Consider the following 23,693-nt stretch of genomic DNA (forward strand, 5'->3'; position numbering starts at 1 on the left):
ATGTTGTGTATTTGTCCGGGCTACACTCGCTCTCAGACTTCTGCGGTTCCGTAGCCCGTGCAAGGTGTTGTCGTATCATCCCAGATTATGTGCGCCAAGCGGCGGTGCGCCGAGGGTGCTTGTGAAGATCTCGCCGTCGATTTTTATCGGACAACGGGTGGTTTGCAGGGTTTTTCCACTCTTTAACCGAACTTCCTGCAACATCTTCAACGACTGAAAGCCTTCGCTGGCAATCAACTGCTGCCAGTCCATCACTTTCGCGCACCAGATATCCTCCGCTTCCAGAATGCGTAACCACTCCTCGCTTTTCTTATGCCGCAAGTGCGCCAGCAGGACCCGTTTGATCTCATCCCGACGGTTGAACCACTCTTTTGGTTCGTTAAACTCAAGCAGTGCCGGACATCCCAGCAGGTTTCCCAGAAGAGGAACAGGCGCCATTGCCAGCGCGATAAAACCATCGGCGGTAGGATAAATACCATAGGGTGCGGAAATATAAGCGTTGGCATTATTGACCGCGCTCCTCACCGGTGACTGTTGACCGTCGTTCAGCCAGGTGGTTAAGACTTCAAACTGCAGGTCGAGGATGGTATCCAGTAAACTCACCTGGACCAGGCATCCGCTACCGCTCTTGGCCCGCTGTACCAGCCCAGCCATGAGTCCCTGAACCAGATACTCTCCAGCGAAAATATCGCAAACGGAAAGGCCGAATGGAAGCGGAGGCTGATCCTTATCGCCGTTGAGCCAGCACAGACCTGAAAGCGCCTGAACCAGCAAATCCTGGCCCGGACGTGAAACCCAAGGACCTTTATCTCCGTAGCCGGAAATTTCACCGTAAATCAGGCCCGGATTGATTTCCCGCAGTGCTGCATAATCCAGGCCGAGGCGCTGTGAGACGCCGGGCCGGTAATTAAAGATAACCACATCGGTCTGCTCCAGAAGCGGCCGCAGGGCGTTTTTTTGCCCCTCGTCCTTTAGATTCACGGTGATGCTTTTCTTATTGCGATTAATCGCGTGGAACAGCGAGCTGTCACCATCAATCTGCAGCTCAGAAATATAGAGTTTACGACAGATATCACCGCCGTCCGGATTCTCAATTTTGGTTACGTTAGCCCCTAAGTCGGCGAGTCGAAGCGCCGCTGAGGGGCCAGAAAGAAACTGGCTGAAATCCAGCACATTAATGCCTGTTAGTGGTTTCATCAATCAGCCTCCGCTAAGTGAAAGTCGGCCTGAATCTGCGCCGTGTTTGCTCCTAACACTGGTGCAGGGCGGGAGGAGGAGGTGCGCTCGCCGTTGAAACGCAGCGGCGATTTCAGCATCGCGATCGTTTTGCCGTCATCAAGTTGAACATCCTGAGTCATATCCAGCGCGCGGAATCCCTCGCTTGCCATCAAAGTTGGCCAGTCACTCACCTCAGCGCACCAGTAGCCTGCTTTTTCAAGCTTTTCCAGCCAAAAGGCGGCGGTTTCGGTGGACAGAATTCCGGCTATCACCTGCTTGATCTCATCCCGACGGCTGAACCATTCGTTCGGTTCGCGGTATTCAGCGAGAGCTGGAGCCCCCAGAATTTTGCCCAACTCAACCACCGATCCCATGGCAAGCGCAATATAGCCTCTCCTGGTTGCATAAATACCGTAAGGTGCGGCGAGGTAAGCATGAGCGTTATTATCCGCGCTACGGCACGGGGCTTGGTGTCCATCGTTAAGCCAGGTGGTCAGAACTTCAAACTGCATGCTAAGCAGCGACTCCATCAGGCTAACTTCAACTCGCCCGCCGATCCGGGTTTTGCCGCGACGGATCAGGCAGGCGAGGATCCCCTCCACCAGATGCGCCCCAGCAAGCGAATCAGCAACCGATAGTGCAAATGGCGTCGGCGGTTGGTCCTTGTTGCCGTTTAGCCAGGTGAGACCCGACATGGCTTGCACCAGCAGATCTTGACCGGGCTTTTTAACCCAAGGCCCCTCGGTACCGTACCCGGTGACGGAGGCATAGACCAGCTGTGGATTGAGCTGACGGGCTTCTTCATAACCGAGACCGATTTTATTCATCACGCCAGGGCGAAAATTTTCGATAAGAATATCGGCCTGAGCGATCAGCTGCTTGACCTGTGCCAGCTCTCGAGGCTCCTTCAGATTGGCGGAGAAACTCTCTTTACCGCGATTGATAGTATGGAAAAGCAGGCTGTCGTTATTGATCCACTGATTGTTAAGACTCAGGTTTCTGCTGGCGTCTCCGCCCCGGGGACGTTCCACTTTGATGACCCTGGCTCCCATATCCGCAAGGCGTAGCGCAGCGGAAGGCCCGGCCAGAAACTGGCTGAAATCCAGTACCACTAAACCTGTTAAAGGAAGCATAGTTACTCCATTAAGCCGCGTGATTTTTGATAAAGCGTGTTCATGCTGGCGAACACGGTGCTGCTGTTACCACCGTTCATGACATATTCCCGTACCAGGTCGCCTGCATGATCCTGAAAGTTCAGAAAGCCGCTGTAGCGTGGACGCTTAGCCGAGCGGTCAAGAGTGGGAAGGGTGTCGGCGAAGAAATCCAGGCTGCGGCGGTTCACTTCTTCATCAAGCCAGGCCCCGCGATGTCCAGGTTGGCCGCCGTTATCAAAGAACAGTGTTCTCTGTACCTCTGCCGACGCGGTATAGCTGGCATAGGCGAGAGCCGCCTCTTGATGTTGGCATTTCGCGGAGATCGCAAGGCCGGTTCCACCGAGAACGGTTTTCAGCGGTTCGCCGTGCCAGGAGACAACATCTGTGGCTTTCAGCAGGTGACGGGCATATCCGGCGCGGGAATAGTTTGAATAACCATAGGCGAAAGGGCAGTAGCTCCAGTCATCGCGGGACGAAAGCATTTCGTGAACGGCGATGGGATCGTAGTCGAAAATCTCTTTCGAACAGTGGCTGGCCAGTTCGCGCAGCGCTTCAAGCGCTTCGATACCGGTGTCGCGGCTGGCGATATGCTGTTCATCAAACCAGGTACCGCCGCGGGTGGCGCAGAGCATGAGGAAGTCCATCAACAAGTTAATCGGGATCCCTGCGTAGATGACTTTTCCGCTGCGCGCGAGGGCGAGCAGGTCTTGCCAGGTTTCCGGTAGTACGAATTGACCCTGTTGCAGGTGATCCGGGCGATAGACGGCGACAGGCGTTGCCGCATCAATAGCCAGAGCGCTCTGAAAGCCGTTAAAAAGATAGCTTTCATGAGAGCCTCCCACTGAATTTGCTGCCTGATCGTCAAGGTAAGCTTTTGGCAAATAGTCCTGAAGGGGCAAAAGAATCGCTTTCTCCGCGACGAACCCCGCCCACGGATGGTCAATAACCAGCAGGTCGTAAAGTCGCGCCAGTTCATCCAGATCTCCATCGGCGAAGGCCTGCAATGAACGCTTTTCCCACACAATTTCGACATCAGGATTTAGCTCGTTAAACCGCTGTGCGGTGGCCACTACGGATGTAAATCCACGACTATGACCCCAGGTAATGCCCCTCAACGTCACCATAAGAACTCCTTTTTGTAATGAGCTTCACATAAAATTGGTAGTACCGCACTACCATTGAGTCACAGCCACTGTTACTTTTGTAGTCGGATTAGGTGAAATTGTGATCGACATTGAAAAATAATAATTGATTTACTTTTCCTGTTGACCATAAAAAAAACGAGGATTAGTTTTCAATTAGTTTCTATTTGTGGTTGTTAATTCACATATATGAACAATTGAGTCGAGGTTATTTTTGAAAACATAAACTAATTAACAGGAGAAGCTCTATGCTAGCGGGATTTTTTGTCTTGATGATCGCTTGTATGTTCCAGGGAAGCTTTGGTCTGGGTATGAAAAACTATCGGCCATTTTCCTGGGAAGCCTTTTGGGTGATATTTTCCATCATTGGTATATTGATAATTCCCATTGTCTGGACGTGGATTGAAGTCCCAGGATTTTTAAAATATATACTGGTTACCCCCGGCTGGATTTTAGCTATCGCTGCTGCCTGCGGTTTTCTTTGGGGAATAAGCGCTATCTGGTACGGCAAAGGTATTGATAATATCGGTATGTCTCTAACTGTTGGGATCAATACCGGCGTGGGATGTTCTCTCGGTTCATTAATCCCGCTATTTATTCTTAATAAAATTCCGCCCGCTAATTCATTAAGCTGGCTGCTGGCTGGAATGGCGGTGATGCTTATTGGCGTAGGGGTGATTACTAAAGCCGGTATTCTTAAAGATAAAGAATCAAAACAGGATGCATCGCGGGTAAAAAATGAAAAGTTCGTCAGCGGATTGCTCATGGCGCTGGCTTCCGGGTTTGGCACTGCAGCAATGAACATTGGTTATACCTACGCCAGTCGGGCCAGCGCTCTGGCAGTGGAGGACGGTATCAATCCGGTCAGCGCCAGCCTGATCGCCTATGTCATCGTTTTTGCATCCGGCGGCTTTATCTCTAATATCGGTTATGCACTGTGGGTGCTGAGAAAAAACAACACGTTTAGTGATTTTGCCCGGCCAGGTTCCTCCTTCGCATGGTTTAAAGCGTTGTTAACAGGGGGGATTTGGTTTGCTGCGCTAGGCTTATATGCCAAGTCAACCGCGCTGCTGGGCGACCTGGGACCGGTTATCGGCTGGATAGCGTTCTTGTCAGGGGCGCTGATTATTTCCAATGCTTGGGGTCTGAAAACGGGTGAGTGGCAAGGCTATGAAAAACCGAAAAAAGTTATGCTTCTGGGTAATGTGATTTTGGTTCTCTCCGTCGTTATCGTCGGATATGCCAACGGATTAGCTTAAAAAAGAGGATAAAGAAATGACAATGCAACTGGACATGCCCCAATACAGTAAACCTGTGGCCATTATTGGTGCGGGTGGGATCGTCACCGACTCGCACTTGCCTGCTTATCGTCAAGCCGGGTTCCAGGTTCTCGGTCTGTATGACCGTGATTATCAAAAAGCGCAAAGCGTAGCCAGCCAGTGGGATATTCCTCATGCCTGCCAGACGCTTGATGAACTGATCGAACTGGCGCAATCTGGGGGCTGCGTATTTGATATTGCTGTACCGGCCTCTGAGATTTTACCTATTCTGCAAAAATTACCTTCCGATGCCGGAGCGCTGATTCAAAAGCCGATGGGTGAATCTATCGAACAGGCCAGAGCGATTCTTGATTGTTGTCATGAGAAAAATATTACCGCTGGCATTAATTTCCAGCTGCGTCGTGCCCCCTTTATGATCGCAGCAAAAAAAATGATTAATGAAGGATTGCTGGGGGATATTCATGATGTCGAAATGCGTGTTATTTGTCAGACACCATGGAATCTCTGGGAGTTTTTATTCGAAAAGGAGCGCATGGAGGTCAATTATCACAGCATTCATTACATTGATGCGATTCGTTTCTTCCTTGGCGACCCGCAGTCTGTTTATTGCAAAACCATGAAGCATCCTAAAATGATGGAGCTGGCGCAAACTCGTTCATCAATCATCATGGACTACGGCGATGTCATTCGCGCCAATATTCATACGAATCACGGCCATGATTATGCACCGGATAAACAGGAGTGTTTCTTTAAAATCGAAGGGACCAGGGGCGCGATTAAAATTCAGATCGGGGTTATTTTGAATTACCCACAGGGTGCCGACGATAAATTCGAGTTTATCCTTGATGATGGTAAAGGATGGCGAACCTTACCTGTTGAAGGTACCTGGTTCCCGGATGCCTTTATGGGCCCGATGGCTGGCCTGCAGTGCAAACTTGAAGACCCGAATTATGTCTGGCTTAACGACATCAACGATGCGTGGAAAACGATGTGTGTTGTTGAAGCCTGCTACCAGTCAACCGCCAGCGGTGCGACCGCGGTGAAATACTGATTATTACGGGAGGTCCGGCATGTTGCACATTACCGATACCCATCTTCACCTTTGGGATCTGTCGCGTTTTCGGCTACCGTGGCTCAGCGCGGTTCCGGTGCTAAACCATGACGTTAGCTGGCAGGATTATCGCGCGTTGGTCGAGCATGATAGGTGGTGCATCGATCGTGCACTGTATGTTGAAGTGGACGTTGCGCCTGAGCAGCGCGGGTCGGAAAGCCTGTTTATGCGCGATCTCTGCGCAGATCCGACGAATTTTGTTGAGGGTGGCATTGTCTCGCTCGACCTGCAGCAGTCCGGGGCGGTAGCGCGTTGGCTGGATACCGATGCATTTCACCCGGCGGTGAAGGGCGTACGCCACGTACTGCATGTTGCCAGCCAACCGTCCGGAGCCTGCCTGACTCCTGACTTTATCCGTAATGTTAATGCGCTGGGCAACGCGGGACTCTGTTTTGAAGTATGCCTGCGTAATGAAGATCTGGCGGATGCGGTAGTGCTGGCTGAACGGACGTCAACAACTCTAGTTTTAAATCATATGGGTAATGTTGATAGCGTTCGCCTGGCGGAAGATGCCAACTATGCGGCGAACTGGCGGCGAAATATGCAAGCGTTGGCGCTGCAGCGGCATGTCTGGTGCAAAGTTTCCGGCGTCAATATTCCTGCGGGTAGTGATTGTAATGGTGTTCGCCCGGTTGTGGAGCAGTGTCTTGAGATGTTCTCTGGTGACAGGGTCGTTTTCGCCAGTAATTTTCCGGTCTGTTCGCTGAATACCGGGCTCGTCCCATGGGTCAATACACTTATACGCCTTACTGATGCGCTGGGAAGCGCCTGGCAAACACGCTTCTTTAGCCACAATGCGCAACAACTCTATCGGTTAAGGGAAGCATGACGCGAGGGTGTTTTTAACCGATATCTTTTAGAACATCAGGAGTGACACATGAGTACGACATTTAGCGGCATTATCCCTCCGGTTCCGACGTTGTTTGATGAGCACGAGCAGTTAGATCGGCTGGCGATGTCGAGGCTGATTGATCATCTGATTGCCAGCGACGTAAATGGTCTTTTCTTTCTCGGTAGCGCTGGCGAATTCGCGCATATGTCTGACAGTCTGCGCCAGGAAGTGATGCAGTTCTGTATTGAGTATGTCGCAGGCCGTAAGCCAGTGCTGGTTGGTATCTCTTGCCCGGGCACGCAGGCGACGATTGAGTTTGGCCGTAAAGCGCTGGAGGCGGGAACAGATGGTGTCGTCGTTATCAATCCGTGGTACAACCCGCTGGCCGAAGAGTACTTGTTTGAGCATTTCCGCTATATTGCCGAACAGCTGCCGTTGCCCATCGTATTGTATAACTTTCCGACGCTGACCGCGCAGGCGATACCCGTCTCCTGCATTCAGCGCCTGGCTCTGGCGTGCCCGAATATCGTAGGGTTGAAGGATACTGTTGATACACTAAATCATATTCGCGAGGTGATTCATGCCGTTAAGCCGCTGCGTCCCGATTTTTCCGTGTTCTCCGGCTACGATGAATATCTGTTCGGTACCTTAATTTTAGGCGGCGACGGCGCGATCCCTGCCAGCGCTAACTTTGCTCCGGAGCTGACCTGCGGTATTTATCAGCACTGGCGAAAAGGGGAGCTGAGTGAAGCTGTCGCATTGCAGCAGCGGCTTTCCTGGATCCCTCCGCTCTATGGCCTGGATGTGCCGTTTTATAATGTCATTAAATATGCGTTGCAGCTGACAGGTCTCGATGTGCCGGTTAATTCACTGCGCCCAACCAGGCCATTAACTGAAGAACGAAAAATTAAAATTCGTGAGGTGCTAAAGCAAAGCGCCATTATCTAATAAATTTATGAGGGTTAATATGAAAATTATCCAACGATTCAGTGGTGCAATTCAGGTTAAACCTGAAAAATATGCTTATTATGCACAACTACATGCTAATCCGTGGCCGGAAGTGAATGCCATGATTAAAGCCTGTAATATCTCTAATTACTCAATTTACTTTAAAGATGGCTGGCTATTTAGCTATTATGAATATCACGGTGATGATTATCAAAAAGATATGGCGAAGATGGCCGCAGATCCGGTTACCCAGCGCTGGTGGGATGAGTGCATTCCCTGCCTGACGCCCCTTGAAAGCCGAAAGGATGGGGAGCTGTGGGCATCAATGGAAGAGGTTTATCACCTGGAATAACCGCCTGTCGAGGTAAGTATTATGTTTATCGATAAATATTTCGAAGATTTCTCTCTGTCTGAGTGTCGGACAACAACGGGGCGTACCATCACTGAAAGCGATATTGTTATTCATGCCGGGCAGACTGGTGACTTTTATCCTCATCATATGGATGCCGAGTGGTGTAAAACTCAGCCTTTTGGCCAGCGTATTGCTCATGGCACCTTAACGTTTTCCATTGCCGTAGGAATGACGGCTGGCGTTATTAATTCTAAAGCCATGACTTATGGCTATGAGAAATTACGTTTCCCACACCCGGTTTTTATCGGCGATACCCTGCGGGTCAATATTTCTATTAGCGAAAAACGCGATCACCCGCGTAATGCAAAATATGGCCTTGTGACGGAAAAACTCGAGGTCGTTAATCAGCGCGATGAGTGCGTGATGGCGACGCAGCACGTGCTGCTGGTGGAAAAACGGGAGCTTGTGGATTAAATCAAAAGGAGTGCACCAATGACTTATCGAATGATACTTAATGAAACTGCCTGGTTTGGCGCCGGGGCGATTAACCATATCGTGGATGAAGTGAAACGCCGGGGGTATAAAAAAGGGTTGATAGTGACGGATCGGGTACTAGTGGAGTGCGGCGTGGTGGATAAAGTCACCTCCCTGTTGGTGCATTCAGGGCTGGAGTTCGACGTTTTTGCTGACGTCCTGCCTAACCCGACTATCTCGATGGTACAGCAGGGGGTTGAGGTATTTAAACGCACGTCGGCTGACTACCTGGTTGCTATTGGCGGTGGATCACCGCAGGATACCTGTAAAGCCATCGGGATTATTATCAATAACCCGGAATTTGCCGATGTCCGCAGCCTGGAAGGATTTGCCGCCACCCGGAAGCCCTGCGTGCCGATTATTGCCGTGCCGACCACGGCGGGTACCGCTGCCGAAGTGACCATCAACTACGTCATTACCGACGAAGAGAAGCGGCGGAAATTCGTTTGTATCGATCCGCATGATATTCCGCTGGTTTCGATCATTGATTCCGACATGATGAGCACCATGCCGCCAGCCTTAAAAGCCGCCACCGGGATTGACGCGTTGACACATGCGATTGAGGGATTCACGACCCGAGGAGCATGGGAGATGACGGATATGCTGCATCTCAAAGCGATATCATTGATTTCCCGCAGCCTGGTCGATTCCGTGGCCGGTCAATCTGAAGGAGGTGAGGGGATGGCGCTGGCGCAGTATATTGCCGGGATGGGCTTCTCTAACGTGGGGCTAGGCCTGGTTCATGGGATGGCACATCCATTGGGGGCGTTCTATAACATGCCCCACGGTGTCGCCAACGCCATTCTGCTGCCGCATATCATGGAATGGAACGCTGACTATACCGGGGAGAAATATCGCGACATTGCCCATGCAATGGGAGTAGACAAAGCGTATAGCGTGAACCTTGCGGATGCCCGCAGACTTGCTGTAGATGCTGTGCGCGCACTGTGTCGCGAGGTAGGCATTCCTCAAGGGCTTACTCTAGCGGGCGCAAGCAAGGAGGATATTCCTCAGCTGGCGCAGGCGGCTCTGGACGATGTTTGTACAGGCGGCAATCCACGAACGGCCTCTTTAGAAGATATAAAAGCTCTCTATGAACTGGCAATGTGACAGTTTACGGAATTCGGCATCGTACTATTGATAAATAATGTATGCTCTCATAGAACAGTTATGAGAATGTATACAAGTTAAGGTGCCTCTGGTCTTCTTAAATAGCTCAGAGGTGCCTGTGAAATCTGTTATAATATACAGGATTAATTGTGGTTTAATTTCATATCAAATATTGAAGTCTACCAAAATTGGTATTTTTGTATCTCGATACATTAGTCTTACATAGCGGTCGGCCCCGCCTGGCGCGCCAAAGGCATTGCGGGGCAAACGTCTTTTCAGCCCGAAGATGATTCATCCCTGCGCGTGATATTTCGCCAAATCCCCCCCGACAGTCTCAGGTTTTCCGGACCGCTTTTCAGGATTTGGGTTACACATTTCAGGTAATTGTCTTTCCAGCGCTCAATAAAAGAAGACTGGCTTTCGAACCTCTGCGGATCGACCATTTTCTCCAAAACAAAATGGATGCGCCCGTCTCGCCACACCGGAACACCAAATACGGTGGGTAAGTGCATTTTCCAGGCAAGTCGAGAGCAAAAGGTGGAGTAGGTAATCTGCTGGCCGAAAAAGTCGATAGTCGGCGCACTCAAATTCAGTGCGCCGTCGATCGCCACTACAAGCGACTGCCCACTATGTAAGGTCTGTATGCAGGCCCTGACCACGTCCGCTTCGCTTTTGTCACTGACCGAAATCAACCGCTCACCGTAGCCCCCTTTGAGCACGCCAGGCGTGGAAGCCACCCATTTGCTGTTCATTTCCAGCAAGGACAGGATCATCGGGCCGGCATACATTGCGCCCAGATGAGCCGATACAACAATGCAACCACGCTTATCGAGCTGCAGCCGTTGGAAAAACTGCTCGACATTCGATATATCGGCCAACCGGTACATTGGTTCGTCGGCCTGCTCTCCACGGCATTCAAGCCATTCGAGGAGATAATTATCTGCAAGATACCCCCACTTCGCCCGGCGTTCCCATTCATCGCGATCGATACCGGACTGTCTGCCGGCAACTTCCCATGCCCAGTCAAGGCGCTCAGGGGGTAGATTAACGGCAGATATTTGCCCATCAAGCGCCAGCAGCCCCTCTTCGAATGATTGAGGCAGATGGCTTGCTCTGGCCTGAATATAGTGCTCAAAGACGCTTTCCGCTTCGCTTGTTTTCCCCGCCTGTAACAACGCAGCCGCGGCATAACGGTTCCATTTGCTCGTCGCCCCTTTTTCCCTTGCCAGTTGTACAAACTCATCGCTGGCAGCAGCGTATTGCCCAACCTGGCGCAGTGCTCGGGCATACATTGCTCTGACATAAGGAAGATCAGGATGAGTTGCGAGCGACTGCTGCAGTAACGGAATGGCTTTCTCATTCTGACCCGTTCTGATTAAGGCATCGGCATACAGGGTCACGATACGTAAATTATCGGAGTTAAATTGCAGGGCTTGACGCCAATGCTCAGCGGCCTGAAGCTTCGCTTCCCGGCTGCGGCCGGATTGATAGTAGGCAAGCCCCAGGCTACGACGCAGTGCTGCACCATCCAACCCACGGGCTAATGCGGACTCCCCGGTCTGAATGGCTTCCTGATATTTACCGACAGCGCACAGCGTATCAACCGCCAGCCCCGCCGACTCCTGGCTTTCTAACGCGAAGAAAGGGAGCAATGCGCGGGCCAGGTCATGATCTTCTGGTAGGCGGCTTTTATTTAAGAAACTGAGGCAGGTCGCAATCATATCTCCCCGCGGGGGAACTTTGTGCGCCTGTGTTCTGGCCAACGAGATTGCCTGTAACTCTTTATCCACCAGCGTCAGGCTGCGCAAATGGAGGGCAAAAATTTTGCTATTGCTCGAAAAAGCGAGCCATGCCCGCTCGGTTAAGTCAGCAACAGTCGCATATTGTTTACTCTTAAGCAGCAGGCTTGCGACCAGCAGGACATCCTCCGGCTGGCACACATTCACCGCCAGCAGTTTGTTAACCACCTGTAGTACAGCGTCCTGATGATGCGATGCTAGCGGCGAAATAACCCAGCGTCGCAATAAATCACGGCTATTCTTTGCCGTCAGCACACGGTCGGACAACAAAGTCAGCGCTGCATCTGTTTCATCTTTACGCAGACACGCGATAGCGAAAAGAATAATGTTTTGCTCATTTCCAGCACTATCTCGCACTTTTTCGGGATGCTGACCGAAATAGTGACATAGTCCCTCCCAATCCTCTTGTTTGAGCAGGGTGGTTGGCGATATTTTTTTACATGTAGAGTGCAAGCTCATCGTATTTCCTTACTCCGCCTTATTCACGCATCCGCCTGATGGTTATCAGGAGAGAAGTCACCAGGTACGCGATGCCCAGCAACACGAAGAACAGTAACCACTTTGTTCCATCGGCATAGCGAGTGGTGTCAGACACCACCATTGGTTGAGAAATGATCAGCAAATACCGTCTCTCACGTAGCGCTTGAAGCTTCCCTTGCTGTAAGGTCTGTAAGGCAGATTCCCAGCGTGTTTTGGCGATCTCACTCTGCAGGCGAAGATCTTCAAACAGCGACAGACTTTCTGAAGAGCCTTGCGACCCTAACTTATTTGACAGGCGGTTACGTTGTTCGCCGATCTGCTTTTCCAGGACCTTGATTTTGGCCGACAGGCGAGGAATAAGGGGGTTCTGATCCAAACCATTCGCCATTAATTGCGCGTATTCCGCTTTCGCCTCGGCCAACTGCGTTTCAAAGCCAGCAATTAATTGATAAATCGCGCTTATGGTTTCCTGCGGTTCAATATCTTTTTGTATATGCTGTATTTTTAGCAATTCAAGCCGAGCTGCCCCCAGATTCTCTTGGGCCGATTTAACATCGTTTTCCAGCCACAAAATCCGTTCCTGCTGCATCCGCGCTGAAACGGTATTAACGTGCTGTTCAGCAAAAGCCAGAATGCGCTGGGCAAAAAACTCAGCCTGTTTCGCACTCCGCGCCTTCACGTTTAAACGCAGCATGCCTTGTTGAATATCGACAGCAACCGAGACTTTCGATAAATAGTAACGATAAGGATCATCATTAATACCCAGCGGCGCGTGGAAGCGGGAAAATAATGCGATATCGTCTTGCGAGAAATAAGATAAAAAACCGAGCTCTTTTTCCATCCGCTCCATCATTTCTTTCGAAAGTATAAACTCGCGAACCTGAAAGCCCTCCGACATCTCATTGCCTGCACCAAAGAAAGATGCTCCAGAAAAATTATCCTGGCTGGCATCAGTTTGTACAATAAAGGTGGCATCCGCGCTATAAAAATGCGAGGTTAAAATCCACGACATAAGCATAATAACCAGCAGCGGCAAAGCAATATAAAGAAAGAGCCGACGTAGCGATTGCTTGGCTTGCTGAACACGTCGCTCTTTAATAACCAATGACGCTCTACGGACAGAATTCGCATCCGTCGCGGACCACCCGGCGTCTGGGCGATGATGACTTTTCGCATCGGCCGATTTTTCCGTCTGGCGAAGGGCGCGTTCATCCTCTTTTTGTTGTAGTCGCGAGGCTCGGCTTTCTTCTGCTACCTTCGCTCTTTCCTCTTTCCATTTTTTAATACGTTCTGAATTTTCCACACTCTATCCGTATATTTTCTAATTATATATCAAAGGAGTAATCATCAGTTTGAATTGTCGCCTGATTTGACTGATATTGTTCAAAAAGCGCAGATGCCTGCGCTAAATCTTCACACATTGTAATTTTTCCATGTAGCAGTACGCCAAACGCATGACAGTGTTCTTTAATAAGCCGAGGGTTGCGCGTTAGCACAATCAACCCTTTCTGTTGCAACTGATAAGCTAGCGCCGCCTGCATACGCAACTGTGTGGCATTATCCCCGGTGTACAGCTTGTCATCAGCAATATAAAGGCGGCAGGGAAGCAGTAAATTAATGGCAAATGCCAGATGCGCTTTCATCGTGACAGAATATTCACTCACCCTGTCGGTATAGCGCTGTTCAAGCTGGGTCAATTGATAGCAGAAATGTGAAAACTCATCGCCATCCAGGCCATAAAGACTGGCCATCATGCGCGCGTTCTCTTCGCCGGTTAACCCCGGCAGAACAAAAGCATTTGCCCCCAGCGGGAGCGCATCACCCCGTAGCCCAATAAAATTCCCCTCATCAGGAGCATCCAGGCCGCACAGCAACCGGGTTAGCGTCGTTTTGCCTGAACCAGGGGCCGCCAGAATACCGATATGCTCATGGTAGCCCATGACAAAATCTGTTTTATCAAGGACCACCCGCGGGCCCTTATCAGACTCAAAATAGCGTGTACAACCTAATAAACCGAACACGAACGCGTCTCTCCTGAAGCTAAAGTCAGTGATTTCCAGTGTCACAAATCAGGTGAAAAATGATGCCCGCGAGGAATAACGTTGCGGAAAATGCCAGAGGGTAAAGAGGTTCAAGGTACAAGGAGTGATACCCCTCAAACATACCTTCTCTGACTATCTCATTAGCATGTAGTAGAGGGTTCCAGCTGAATATGCTTAATAATGAATAAGGCAATTCATTCGCCGTATAAAAGACAGCCGAAATCAAAAACATCGGTCTTAGCACCACAGGAACGGCTTTGTAGACCAGCGGAAACCGTTCAGACAATGCGTCACAAAAGTAACCAAACGATAACCCCAGAAGCCATGCGATAACCATCCCTTCAAAAATAAGGATCGGTTTTTGGGCCTCCCAACGGGAGAATATAAGAAAGTTAATTAATGAAACAATAATATAAATGATAACTGCATTAACAAATTCGACTGCGGCAAGAGCAAAAATCACATGTCTTTTCTTAATCTGCGAGACAACCGCTAACGATATGGAGAATGAATGGGTACGCATGGTTGCGGTAATGGTATAACGAAATAACAGATACGGTAATATACCTGCAATAACAAAACTGATATCGTCAGTAAATATGGGCACCGTGCGATTTAAATATTGAAAAGAAATAACGGTAATGGTTATCCATACCAGTGGGACGGCCAGCACCATCATATAGTTTAATAAATTACCGTTATAGCGTGTTTTGATATCGCGTGACATTAATAAAACGATTAACTCACAGACGGTAATGAGTTTCATAAAATAATAAGTATTTTTTTTCAAAATATTCATTTGGCGACGTTAGAAAGAATTAGAGCCGCGGGTCAAAAAGCTATCGAATGCGGCTTTCACCTTAGCGAAATCAGTCAAAGAGGCGTTCGAGATATAGATAACATCGCCGTCTTCTACCGGCATGGCCTGTGCTAAAAACACCGAGTCAGGTTGGCTCATATCGACATGATAGATATTCAGCTTACGCATCTGCTGTTTCGCCTGTTCCGCTTCGTTATGCTTGTACAGAAAAACCGCCTGCGGATCAGCAAGATTGTCGTTTAATCCTTTCGCCAGCGCTAAAGCATCCACTACGCTGGAATGACGCTGAACCAGAGCATGTTTCCCCTGAACACCCGCCGCGCCGAGCACATTAACATACTCGGTCACTTGACGCAGAGTGATACGGTCATCCGGCTGTAAGACAATATCCAACCCGGGATACTGATAAATATCTGACAGTCGCGCATTGAAATAATGCTGCTGGCGCGTCACGTGAACTTCCATCATATCGGCGCTGGTATTTTCTACTGCCGCCGCGGTTGCCAAAAAATGACTAAGACGATTCATACTCTGTTCGAGAGGGTAACGACCCGTTTTCCCGCTACCCTCGACCGTCACCATGGCTCCGGTGCGGGCGGTAAGCGTCACCAGCACCTGAGGATTCAGGACAACGCGCGAAAGTCGCTTTCTGATCTCTTCAGCCAGTTGTGTCACATCCATTCCGGTAACCGGAATTATCCCGGCATAAGGCACCTGAACGATATTACCGTCAGTCACAAGAATATTTTCAAAATCCGCCCGGTCGCCGCTCGCGTTATTGGATAAATATCCCGCCCCGCCTGAGGATAAAATAGTGATATGCAGCACATCGCCTTTAGCCAAAGATGTCCAATGCCAGTTATTTTCGGTAAAGACCGGATCGACAATAGTTTTCGGCATACTATCGGCATCACTCAGTTTTAATGTCGGCGTAACTTCGACCAGATGATAATGAGGATCGTCCTGATTAATCAGGCTGGATTTAAATGCCGCCCTGGGAATAGTGCATCCCGAAAGCAGAAAAAAAGTCGTTAATAATATAATGATTTTTTTCATAACTTATTTTATAAATGAAATAGCTGAAAAATGCTGCCCATTAATTAACGAGGCTGAGAGGCAATGGTTTTTACAAACGTTCCCACCATATGTTCCACGGTGAAGCGTTCTTGTAAAAATGACTGCGTCTGTTGGCAAATACCGGTTCTGCTGCGCCATAAATTGACCAACTTTTCTGCATAGCGGCAAGCCTGGTCAAGATTGACCGTCTGTGCATCATCAAGAATGAAACCCGAAACACCCTCAATAAAGCATTCTGCCGATCCACCTGCAGGGGTTGAAATCACCGGCACCCCGACCATTTGTGCTTCAATAAGCACATTAGGTAGCCCTTCATAACGCGAAAACAAAATGAATACGTTCATTTTTTGCAGCCAATACCCCACGTCACGCGAGACGCCAACGAATAGTATTCTCTCCAGAATCCCTAACTGTTCGGCGCGTTTCTGCGCTTCAGCGCGTAAATCACCATCGCCTACCAGCACAAAGCGCGTGGCGGGGTGTTGCTGTAAATAGCGTGCTGCAAAATCAATCCATGCAAAAGGGTTCTTATCGCCTACAAAGCGGAAAACGCCACCAATAGTCGTGTCCGCATCCTGGGTCTTTAGCGTAAACTGCTGCCAGATTTTATGTGGCACCTCAGAAGAGGGTTCAGTAGATGGCGGTAAGACGCCGTTATATACAACCTGGAAGTGCTTTGCCTCCAACTTTAGCCAGTCGGCATAATGGCGGGTCACACAATGGTTGTTACTCATAAAATCAACGCCAGGCACGACCGCCAGCGCTTGGTAGAGAGGCTCATATTCCGGCTTGAACAGACGCTTTCTCACCACTGGCGGTAAGCCACGTAATCCCAGTTGAATTCTGGGCACGCCAGCAATCAGCGCTGCAAGCGCAATCATCAGACAAGCGCCATCCTGCCAAACGGAGAGGTAATCCGGCTTGCGCTCGCATAAGTGGGGGACCAGAAGCTTGATGCCGTAGTTACACACCGGCGGCAGATGAGAGAGCAATAAGCGCAACTCCAGAGATTCTATTATCGCATCGTCAAAGAAGTTTCCGGTAATCTTCGCGATTTCAATCACTTCGACCTGTTCTTCCAGCACTTCTTTCAGGAAAAAGTCTTGCCTGAGTTCTGGTGCCAGGGAGCGAATAATGAGCTCTACCGGCTCTTCTATTTTCAGGTCGCCAATTTTCCCCTGTTGCCGATATTTTCTGGCGATCTCAATAGCCAGCCTGGAAATCTGACGCTCTGCACCGCCGCTACCTAGCGAGCCTGTACAGAGCACAAGACGACCAAAAGCTCCGACGGGAAGCTGCCGTGGCTGACGATTTCTATAGAACAAGATGGCATGCTTCATTGCAATAATACGAGTGTTGGTCCCCACAGGGATCGCTTTCCCTTCAAGGCGTTCAAGCAAATCACAGATCTTATTTATTTTGCCTAAATAATTGTTATATTTTTTCTGCACGCCGTTGCTAACCTTTTTAAGAATTAGCTGAGCATCTTTGGCTAGCCCCGTATTATATAAACGACGTGCATACTCATAACGTGCTTCATCATTGTTTTGTGCAATCAGCGTTTCGTAGAGCGCGTATGCACGCTCCGTTTCATTGACATCATGAAGAAACTCTGCTTTTTTTAGCATCGCTAATGAAGTTAAAGCCTCAGTCGGTAATTCACTGTCAATTAATGCAACAGCTTGCGCAAGCTTCTTCTCTTGCTTCAATGTTAAAAGCGTTTTTCCTAGTGCAGCTAACTTTTCTTCCTGCGTAATCATTACGACTTCCCTGATGTATTTTTTTGTAATGCGGTTATGCAGGTCGAGATCTGCCTTGTCACCGGCTCCGTTGGTCCATTCACTTTCTCCAGTCGCTGCCAATACTGCAAAGCCTGCGTGTAGTCGCGTAAATGCATTGCATTTAATGCGGCATATTTCAAGGCATAGGCATTTTCGCTATCAAAAACGAGTAATTTTTTCGCATAGTCTAGATGTTCATAAGACGCGATAGTGCTACCGCCATCCTTCAGTGACTCATTAAATAATCTGATAATTTGCTTATATTCACGCATCAGACGAGAAACATCAGGCTCAATTCGTTTCAGGCTAATCAATACAGACAATGCTTCATCCAGACGCCCTTCAGTTTTCTTCTGGCGTACATATTTAAGGGCTCTGGTTGCAACATTGCGACACTCTTTCTCAAACAACTCGTTCATTGAGGCATTCTGGAATGATGGAGAAATGCTCATGACGTTAGCAATCAAATCAATGAGGAACGGAATGTTGTTAATATGACGTATGCTGCGTAACATAATCGACTGCAGGCTGGTAATGTTCGAGTTACGAATCAAGGTCATGTGGGCCAACGTGCACGCGTCTTTCCAGGCACCAAGATTCACCAGCGTTCTTGCACAATATACGGTGCTAACGGGATCAAACTCCAGAAGTGGCCACACTATTTTCGCCCCTGCCAGGATATTTTCATAATCCTCACGCTCATACATTTCTCTTAATTTATCGCGCCATGCCATTTTAACTTCATTATTAAAGCGAGAAATACGTGAATGGGGATAAACCATAAATGCAGAGTAGCTATAGACTAGCGAAGTACTCAGTGAGACAAAATCATCAACCGAATGTAGCGACAGCGCGGTATTGTTCCATGCCTCAAAAACGTCGTGGATTTTATCTTTATACGAGGTGCGAAGCGCCTGATGATAGCTCATATTCTTGATGCAGAAAGCTGTGCGGATAACGAGACCGGTATCATGAATCGTCGACAATACCGTCAGCGCAAATTCTGACTCATGGCGGAGTAGCTGCTCGAGCGCATGCATGAAAATCAATTCATCACTGAATTTGATTGCCAAAGATAACGCCGTTTCCATAAACGCATCATTTAGGTGCTGCGATTGAATGCCGGCATGGAAAGCTTCAGAGAATGCGTTGCCATCATGGAAATATTGCGTGCTGCTCAGGAAATTAACCCATCCGCTTTGAGTTTCAGGATTCAATAATAGTACACGTTTCCAATATTGATATGACTTATCAAACAGCTGTAAAGCATCGGCTGAGCCGGCGGCAACGGTAAGGACTTCTTCATCTTCAATTTCATTGGAAAGCATCATCTCTGCCGTCGATAAGGCTTCCTGCCAACGCGCTAATCCATGTAGAGACCTCAGCCGACAACGTAATGTACTGTCAGTCGTACCGATAATTTTCTCAACATCACTAATATCCTGATAAGCCTGTTCATAATAACCTAAATGGCTGAAGATTACGGACCGAAGTTGGATTAGAACGGGCTCTTGCTGCTGATTTCTTAATGCGGCAAAAAGTTGTTGTGATGCAGCAATAATGTCGCCATCTGCAAGCTGCTTAGTGATCGATAAGGTAATCTCACGTATTTGGTCCTGTTTCTCTTGTCGCCCCTCATCAAGATGATGATTAGTATTATTGATCACTCCCTTAAAAATAGCCGCAACGATCGCGTCACCAAACATATCGGTATAATGAGTAAGATCGTCGCCATTTTTTTCCAGGGCTCGTTTCTGCCCCCACTTTTCCATCAAATTTGTCGGGTTAACGCAGGGAATATCCATCCTGGCGGCGATGGTGTCGACATTTTTAATCAACCGACTACGGGATAGAATGACGGTTCCAGCACGAGTCACGGCATCAACATGTGTCATAAACATAACGCGATCGCGACCAAGAAGCTGAACGATTTCCATCATATCCTGTTCGATAGCATGCTCATCCATCTGCTCGACATTGATATTGCTTAATAAGGCACGATCTTCTTCCGACATTCCGGCAAAACAGGGATCGTCTTTGAGATAGGCCAGCAGTTTGTGTTGATTTCCTTGCGTGGCCAGCGACCAGTACACGCGCGCCCGCTCTGTTTGGCTAAAAAATTCATAGAAATGACGGGTTAAATAATTTATTTGTAAGCAGAACCCATAGGCCATAATCTTCTTCTGACTTGAAATCTCAATGATATAGAAATCAGAACGACTATGTACGTCGGTGTTTGAATAGTTTACATTAGGTCTAAAAATAAATGGTCGGACCTTTTCAGGAATGTCTATCAAGCCCAAAATAAACCGAATCTGCTGTAATGCCTCGCTGCTCGTATGCGTAAAACCATATATTCTCTTAAAGTTTGCCTGGAAATTAAAATAAGGCTGAGCTCGTTTTACCGGACTCACAATACGGCAACTGCCAATGGCTGTAAGTGTAAACATCCCTGACGATTTCATTAAATTAATCCACGTGAAAGGAAGGTAAATAGTTATATTCAGGAATACAAAGAAGTCTTTTTATCGATATACCATTTTAGAGTTTGCTTAAGTCCTTCTTTGATATCAAATTCAGGCTCATATAAAAGAAATGTTTTTATTCTGGTAATGTCTGCCTGACTATGCTTAACGTCACCGTCACGAAAATCTTTATAAATTGGTTCAGCGCTAATTTGTTCTTCTCGCCATAAATTCAACCCGTTGCGAATGAGATAATAAAGCTCATTTAGCGAAGTTCTATCTCCAATAGCCACATTATAGACTTTATTTTTTGAGTCTAAATCATTAGTCGTTGCTGATAATAAATTAGCCTGAATAACATTTTCTATATAACAAAAATCCCGGCTTGTTGAACCATCACCATTGATATAAATTGGTTCATCTTTAAGCATCGATAGTATCCAGCGAGGAATAACTGCAGAGTATGCTCCGTTAGGGTTTTGCCGACGGCCAAATACATTAAAGTAGCGTAGACCAATAGCGTTAAAATCATAGCTGCGAGCAAACACCTCTGCGTACAATTCATTGACGTATTTTGTAACCGCATACGGGCTTAATGGCCTGCCGATTCGTTCCTCAATTTTAGGTAAATCGGGATGATCACCATAAGTACTACTGCTTGCGGCATAAGTGAAACCAGATACATGCGCATCTCTCGCCGCCGTCAACATATTTAAAAAACCATCAATGTTTGCGCTATTTGTCGTGATAGGATCCTGCAAAGAACGTGGTACGCTTCCCAGAGCGGCCTGATGTAAAACGTAATCGACATTCCCACAAACAGCCTGGCAATCGGCAAACGATCGGATATCCCCATGGACAAAGGTAAACCGGGACCATTGTTCTTCACTGACAGCGGCACGCACATCCTCTAAATTATGTTGATAGCCAGTTGAAAAGTTATCCAACCCAATTACTGTTTGATTTAAATTGAGTAGTTCTTCTAATAATCCAGAGCCGATAAAACCTGCTACACCAGTAATAAGCCAACGTTTTGGTTCAAGAACGAGTTGTATTTTTAATTCATCATAAGCTGTCATGATTATAACCTCACATCTGACTGCTCAGGTGAAAGGATATACTTCAAATCATAAAGTACATGTTTATCTTTTCCAAAACCACGAATATCAGTACTGCCCATCTTCTTAAACTGCTCATGGCCAACGGCGACAATAATGGCATCATAAGAAGCCGCCTTGACTTCCGATACAGGTATAATCCCGTATTCCTCTTCGACTTCCTCAGCATCCACCCAAGGGTCAAAAATATCAACATTACAGCTGTAATTTCCCAACTCTTTTACAACATCGATAATGCGGGTATTCCTGATATCCGGGCAGTTTTCTTTAAAGGTAAACCCCATAATCAGAACGTTAGAACCCTCAACATTAATCCCTTTTTTGATCATGGCTTTGATCAACTGTCCCGAAACATAGTTACCCATATTATCGTTCAGTCGACGACCTGCGAGGATAATTTCCGGATAGTAACCGATGCCTTGAGATTTATGAGTCAGATAATAGGGATCGACGCCAATGCAGTGACCACCAACCAGTCCAGGACGGAATGGCAGGAAGTTCCATTTACTTCCCGCTGCTCGCAGTACGGCTTCAGTGTCAATCTCTAATCGGTTAAAGATAATCGCTAATTCATTTACCAACGCGATATTGAGATCGCGTTGGGTATTTTCAATCACCTTAGCCGCTTCCGCGATCTTAATGCTTTCCGTTTTGTACGTCCCTGCCGTGATGATCTGTCGATAGATCTCATCAACTAGACAGGCCGTTTCTGCAGTTGAACCAGAGGTAATTTTCTTGATAGTTGTCAGACGATATTTTTTATCGCCGGGATTGATGCGCTCTGGGCTATATCCAACGAAGAAGTCTTTGTTAAATGTCATCGCAGACATACGCTCAAGAATAGGCACGCATTCTTCTTCAGTACACCCTGGATATACTGTAGATTCATACACCACAATATCCCCAGGCCTCAGTACTTTGCCAACAGTTTCACTTGCCCTAATCAAAGGCGTGAGATCTGGTTGCTTATAATCGTTGATCGGTGTCGGGACGGTAATGATGTAAAAATTGCATTCTCTGATTTCATCAATTGATGAGGTAAACGTCAGATGGCGAGCATTACGTAGCTCTTCTTCTGTGGTTTCGAGATTGACATCGATCCCTTCTTTTAGCTCGTGTATACGTTTATGATTAACATCAAAACCAACCACCTGACAAATTTTCCCAAATTCAGCAGCCAATGGTAAGCCAACATACCCGAGTCCAATAATGGCAATTTTTACATCCTCTTTGCTGATCATTACTGATAAGTCCCTTATTTAATAATTATTAATTTTAAATAAATCCCAGATGTTTTCTGGAACGCTACCGCCCCTGACGTTCTTAGCCAGCGTATCTATTTTTATCGAAATTACGACAGTTTCTAGTTTAAGCAAGGCTAGAAATTTTATATTTACTAATTTTAGTTAAATGGAGATTGTATGCAGTATCCGTTCTAAAACAACAATTAAAGATCGGATCTTTAATTGTAATTCTTAATGAGAAAACGCATAGCATTTTATTCTGGCAATAGAAGATATCGAGGGTCTCGCACGCCGAATTTAAGGGCGATCTCTTTTCTCCAGCGATACAAAGTTGACGGCGAGTTCATAAATCTATCCTGAAGCTCTTCCATACCGCTTTCGGTTAAGAAGTACTTCATCTTCATGATATCTTTGTTGCTAATCTTAAAGTTACATTCCCTTCGCCCTGTCGTTATCTTGTCACCATTTCGTCGATATAGGCTTATTTTCTTAATCATCTCCGACACAGATGTTGAGGTATCGAAAACAGCAATAACATTTTTTATGTTATCCAGCCAAAAAAGAGCCAAAGGCATCAATCGTGAGCTGGAAATGATGATTATTATTTTATTGATATTTTTATTCCGTGAGAAAAAAACCAATGTACTACGTAAGCTATATTGATTAAGATTCACGAATAAATAATTTCTTTCGTTTGTAATTAGTGACATTTCATCAATAACGCTAGCGACACCACCCCCAAAGTAAATATCATTAGGTGGCCAGAAATGTTGATACTTCATGAAGCCTCCATAACCTCAAAAAACACTATTTCATCCATGGAAAGGCAAGTGTGTGCTTTTAAGCACACCTACCCTCTAAAAAATGCCTAACAATCGAGTAATTGATTTTATTAATATTGCCAAATACATGAGACGAACTTTTACACAACAAGGATGTGATATCAACCCTCGCCATTCATAGCTAAAAACTATCAATCACTCATTCTTAGATTTGAATTACTAATGGATATCGGCATTTTAATACGATTATTGGTTGTATTATCAGCACCCCCTGTGAAACTGCATTTTCATCTTTTATTCAAAATGAGAAAATTCTCAAAACACAAAGAAACATTTTCTTACAAATTACCAGCATACATACTGGGTTAAAGGTAGCCTGACTGAATTATCCCCCATGTCTCTAC

Annotated in this window: 20 protein-coding genes; 7 read left to right on the forward strand and 13 right to left on the reverse strand. The window is 47.3% G+C overall.

What is annotated here, in order from left to right:
* Positions 1–75: 75 nt before the first annotated feature.
* Genes ABTW00_RS06895 through ABTW00_RS06905 form a run of 3 tightly spaced genes read right to left on the reverse strand, consistent with a single transcriptional unit; the run spans position 76 to position 3,496 of the window.
* On the reverse strand, positions 76–1,197 hold the full coding sequence (locus ABTW00_RS06895; protein WP_433639762.1) for a CaiB/BaiF CoA transferase family protein: 1,122 nt from the start codon (positions 1,195–1,197) through the stop codon (positions 76–78).
* Complete coding sequence (locus tag ABTW00_RS06900; protein WP_433639766.1) at positions 1,197–2,351, reverse strand: CaiB/BaiF CoA transferase family protein; 1,155 nt, start codon at positions 2,349–2,351, stop codon at positions 1,197–1,199. The genes ABTW00_RS06895 and ABTW00_RS06900 overlap by 1 nt, the downstream gene beginning before the upstream one ends.
* 2 nt (positions 2,352–2,353) lie before the next feature.
* Positions 2,354–3,496, reverse strand: coding sequence for an extracellular solute-binding protein (locus tag ABTW00_RS06905; protein WP_433639768.1), 1,143 nt, complete (start codon positions 3,494–3,496; stop codon positions 2,354–2,356).
* 266 nt (positions 3,497–3,762) lie between these two features.
* Here ABTW00_RS06905 and ABTW00_RS06910 point away from each other — a divergent pair, with 266 nt between their 5' ends.
* Genes ABTW00_RS06910 through fucO form a run of 7 tightly spaced genes read left to right on the forward strand, consistent with a single transcriptional unit; the run spans position 3,763 to position 9,681 of the window.
* Complete coding sequence (locus ABTW00_RS06910; protein WP_433639771.1) at positions 3,763–4,773, forward strand: L-rhamnose/proton symporter RhaT; 1,011 nt, start codon at positions 3,763–3,765, stop codon at positions 4,771–4,773.
* A gap of 16 nt (positions 4,774–4,789) precedes the next feature.
* Positions 4,790–5,845 carry a Gfo/Idh/MocA family protein gene (locus ABTW00_RS06915; protein ID WP_433639773.1) on the forward strand — a complete coding sequence of 352 codons (1,056 nt, stop codon included), beginning with the start codon at positions 4,790–4,792 and terminating at the stop codon, positions 5,843–5,845.
* A 19-nt stretch (positions 5,846–5,864) separates the two neighbouring features.
* The gene (locus ABTW00_RS06920) at positions 5,865–6,734 is read left to right on the forward strand and encodes an amidohydrolase family protein (RefSeq protein ID WP_433639775.1); all 870 of its coding nucleotides are present in this window, start codon (positions 5,865–5,867) and stop codon (positions 6,732–6,734) included.
* A gap of 48 nt (positions 6,735–6,782) precedes the next feature.
* Positions 6,783–7,685: a dihydrodipicolinate synthase family protein gene (locus ABTW00_RS06925; RefSeq protein ID WP_433639777.1), complete on the forward strand. Its 903-nt coding sequence runs from the start codon at positions 6,783–6,785 to the stop codon at positions 7,683–7,685.
* A 19-nt stretch (positions 7,686–7,704) separates the two neighbouring features.
* On the forward strand, positions 7,705–8,037 hold the full coding sequence (locus ABTW00_RS06930; RefSeq protein WP_433639779.1) for an L-rhamnose mutarotase: 333 nt from the start codon (positions 7,705–7,707) through the stop codon (positions 8,035–8,037).
* Positions 8,038–8,058: 21 nt separating this feature from the next.
* Entirely contained in the window at positions 8,059–8,511 is a 453-nt protein-coding gene (locus tag ABTW00_RS06935) for a MaoC/PaaZ C-terminal domain-containing protein (protein ID WP_433639781.1), read from the forward strand.
* Positions 8,512–8,529: 18 nt separating this feature from the next.
* On the forward strand, positions 8,530–9,681 hold the full coding sequence (gene fucO, locus ABTW00_RS06940; protein ID WP_433639783.1) for a lactaldehyde reductase: 1,152 nt from the start codon (positions 8,530–8,532) through the stop codon (positions 9,679–9,681).
* 275 nt (positions 9,682–9,956) lie between these two features.
* Here fucO and vexE read toward each other — a convergent pair whose 3' ends face one another.
* The 10 genes from vexE to ABTW00_RS06990 form a co-directional block, all read right to left on the reverse strand.
* On the reverse strand, positions 9,957–11,939 hold the full coding sequence (vexE, locus tag ABTW00_RS06945) for a Vi polysaccharide transport protein VexE (RefSeq protein ID WP_433639786.1): 1,983 nt from the start codon (positions 11,937–11,939) through the stop codon (positions 9,957–9,959).
* A gap of 19 nt (positions 11,940–11,958) precedes the next feature.
* Positions 11,959–13,263 (reverse strand): Vi polysaccharide ABC transporter inner membrane protein VexD, encoded by a 1,305-nt coding sequence (gene vexD / locus ABTW00_RS06950; protein WP_433639788.1) that lies wholly within the window; start codon positions 13,261–13,263, stop codon positions 11,959–11,961.
* A gap of 22 nt (positions 13,264–13,285) precedes the next feature.
* Positions 13,286–13,981, reverse strand: coding sequence for a Vi polysaccharide ABC transporter ATP-binding protein VexC (gene vexC, locus ABTW00_RS06955; RefSeq protein WP_433639790.1), 696 nt, complete (start codon positions 13,979–13,981; stop codon positions 13,286–13,288).
* A 25-nt stretch (positions 13,982–14,006) separates the two neighbouring features.
* Entirely contained in the window at positions 14,007–14,801 is a 795-nt protein-coding gene (gene vexB, locus ABTW00_RS06960; RefSeq protein ID WP_433639792.1) for a Vi polysaccharide ABC transporter inner membrane protein VexB, read from the reverse strand.
* A gap of 9 nt (positions 14,802–14,810) precedes the next feature.
* Positions 14,811–15,878, reverse strand: a complete 1,068-nt coding sequence (gene vexA / locus ABTW00_RS06965) for a Vi polysaccharide ABC transporter protein VexA (protein ID WP_433639795.1) — start codon at positions 15,876–15,878, stop codon at positions 14,811–14,813.
* A gap of 44 nt (positions 15,879–15,922) precedes the next feature.
* Positions 15,923–17,659: a Vi polysaccharide biosynthesis glycosyltransferase TviE gene (gene tviE, locus ABTW00_RS06970; RefSeq protein WP_433639797.1), complete on the reverse strand. Its 1,737-nt coding sequence runs from the start codon at positions 17,657–17,659 to the stop codon at positions 15,923–15,925.
* Complete coding sequence (tviD, locus tag ABTW00_RS06975; protein WP_433640960.1) at positions 17,659–20,154, reverse strand: Vi polysaccharide biosynthesis protein TviD; 2,496 nt, start codon at positions 20,152–20,154, stop codon at positions 17,659–17,661. The genes tviE and tviD overlap by 1 nt, the downstream gene beginning before the upstream one ends.
* Positions 20,155–20,183: 29 nt before the next feature.
* On the reverse strand, positions 20,184–21,224 hold the full coding sequence (locus tag ABTW00_RS06980; RefSeq protein WP_433639800.1) for an NAD-dependent epimerase/dehydratase family protein: 1,041 nt from the start codon (positions 21,222–21,224) through the stop codon (positions 20,184–20,186).
* A gap of 2 nt (positions 21,225–21,226) precedes the next feature.
* The gene (gene tviB / locus ABTW00_RS06985; protein ID WP_433639802.1) at positions 21,227–22,504 is read right to left on the reverse strand and encodes a Vi polysaccharide biosynthesis UDP-N-acetylglucosamine C-6 dehydrogenase TviB; all 1,278 of its coding nucleotides are present in this window, start codon (positions 22,502–22,504) and stop codon (positions 21,227–21,229) included.
* 257 nt (positions 22,505–22,761) lie between these two features.
* Positions 22,762–23,289, reverse strand: a complete 528-nt coding sequence (locus tag ABTW00_RS06990; protein WP_433639805.1) for a Vi polysaccharide biosynthesis protein TviA — start codon at positions 23,287–23,289, stop codon at positions 22,762–22,764.
* Positions 23,290–23,693 lie beyond the last annotated feature (404 nt).

It is taken from the genome of Kluyvera georgiana, assembly GCF_050990895.1.
Lineage (GTDB): Bacteria > Pseudomonadota > Gammaproteobacteria > Enterobacterales > Enterobacteriaceae > Kluyvera > Kluyvera georgiana.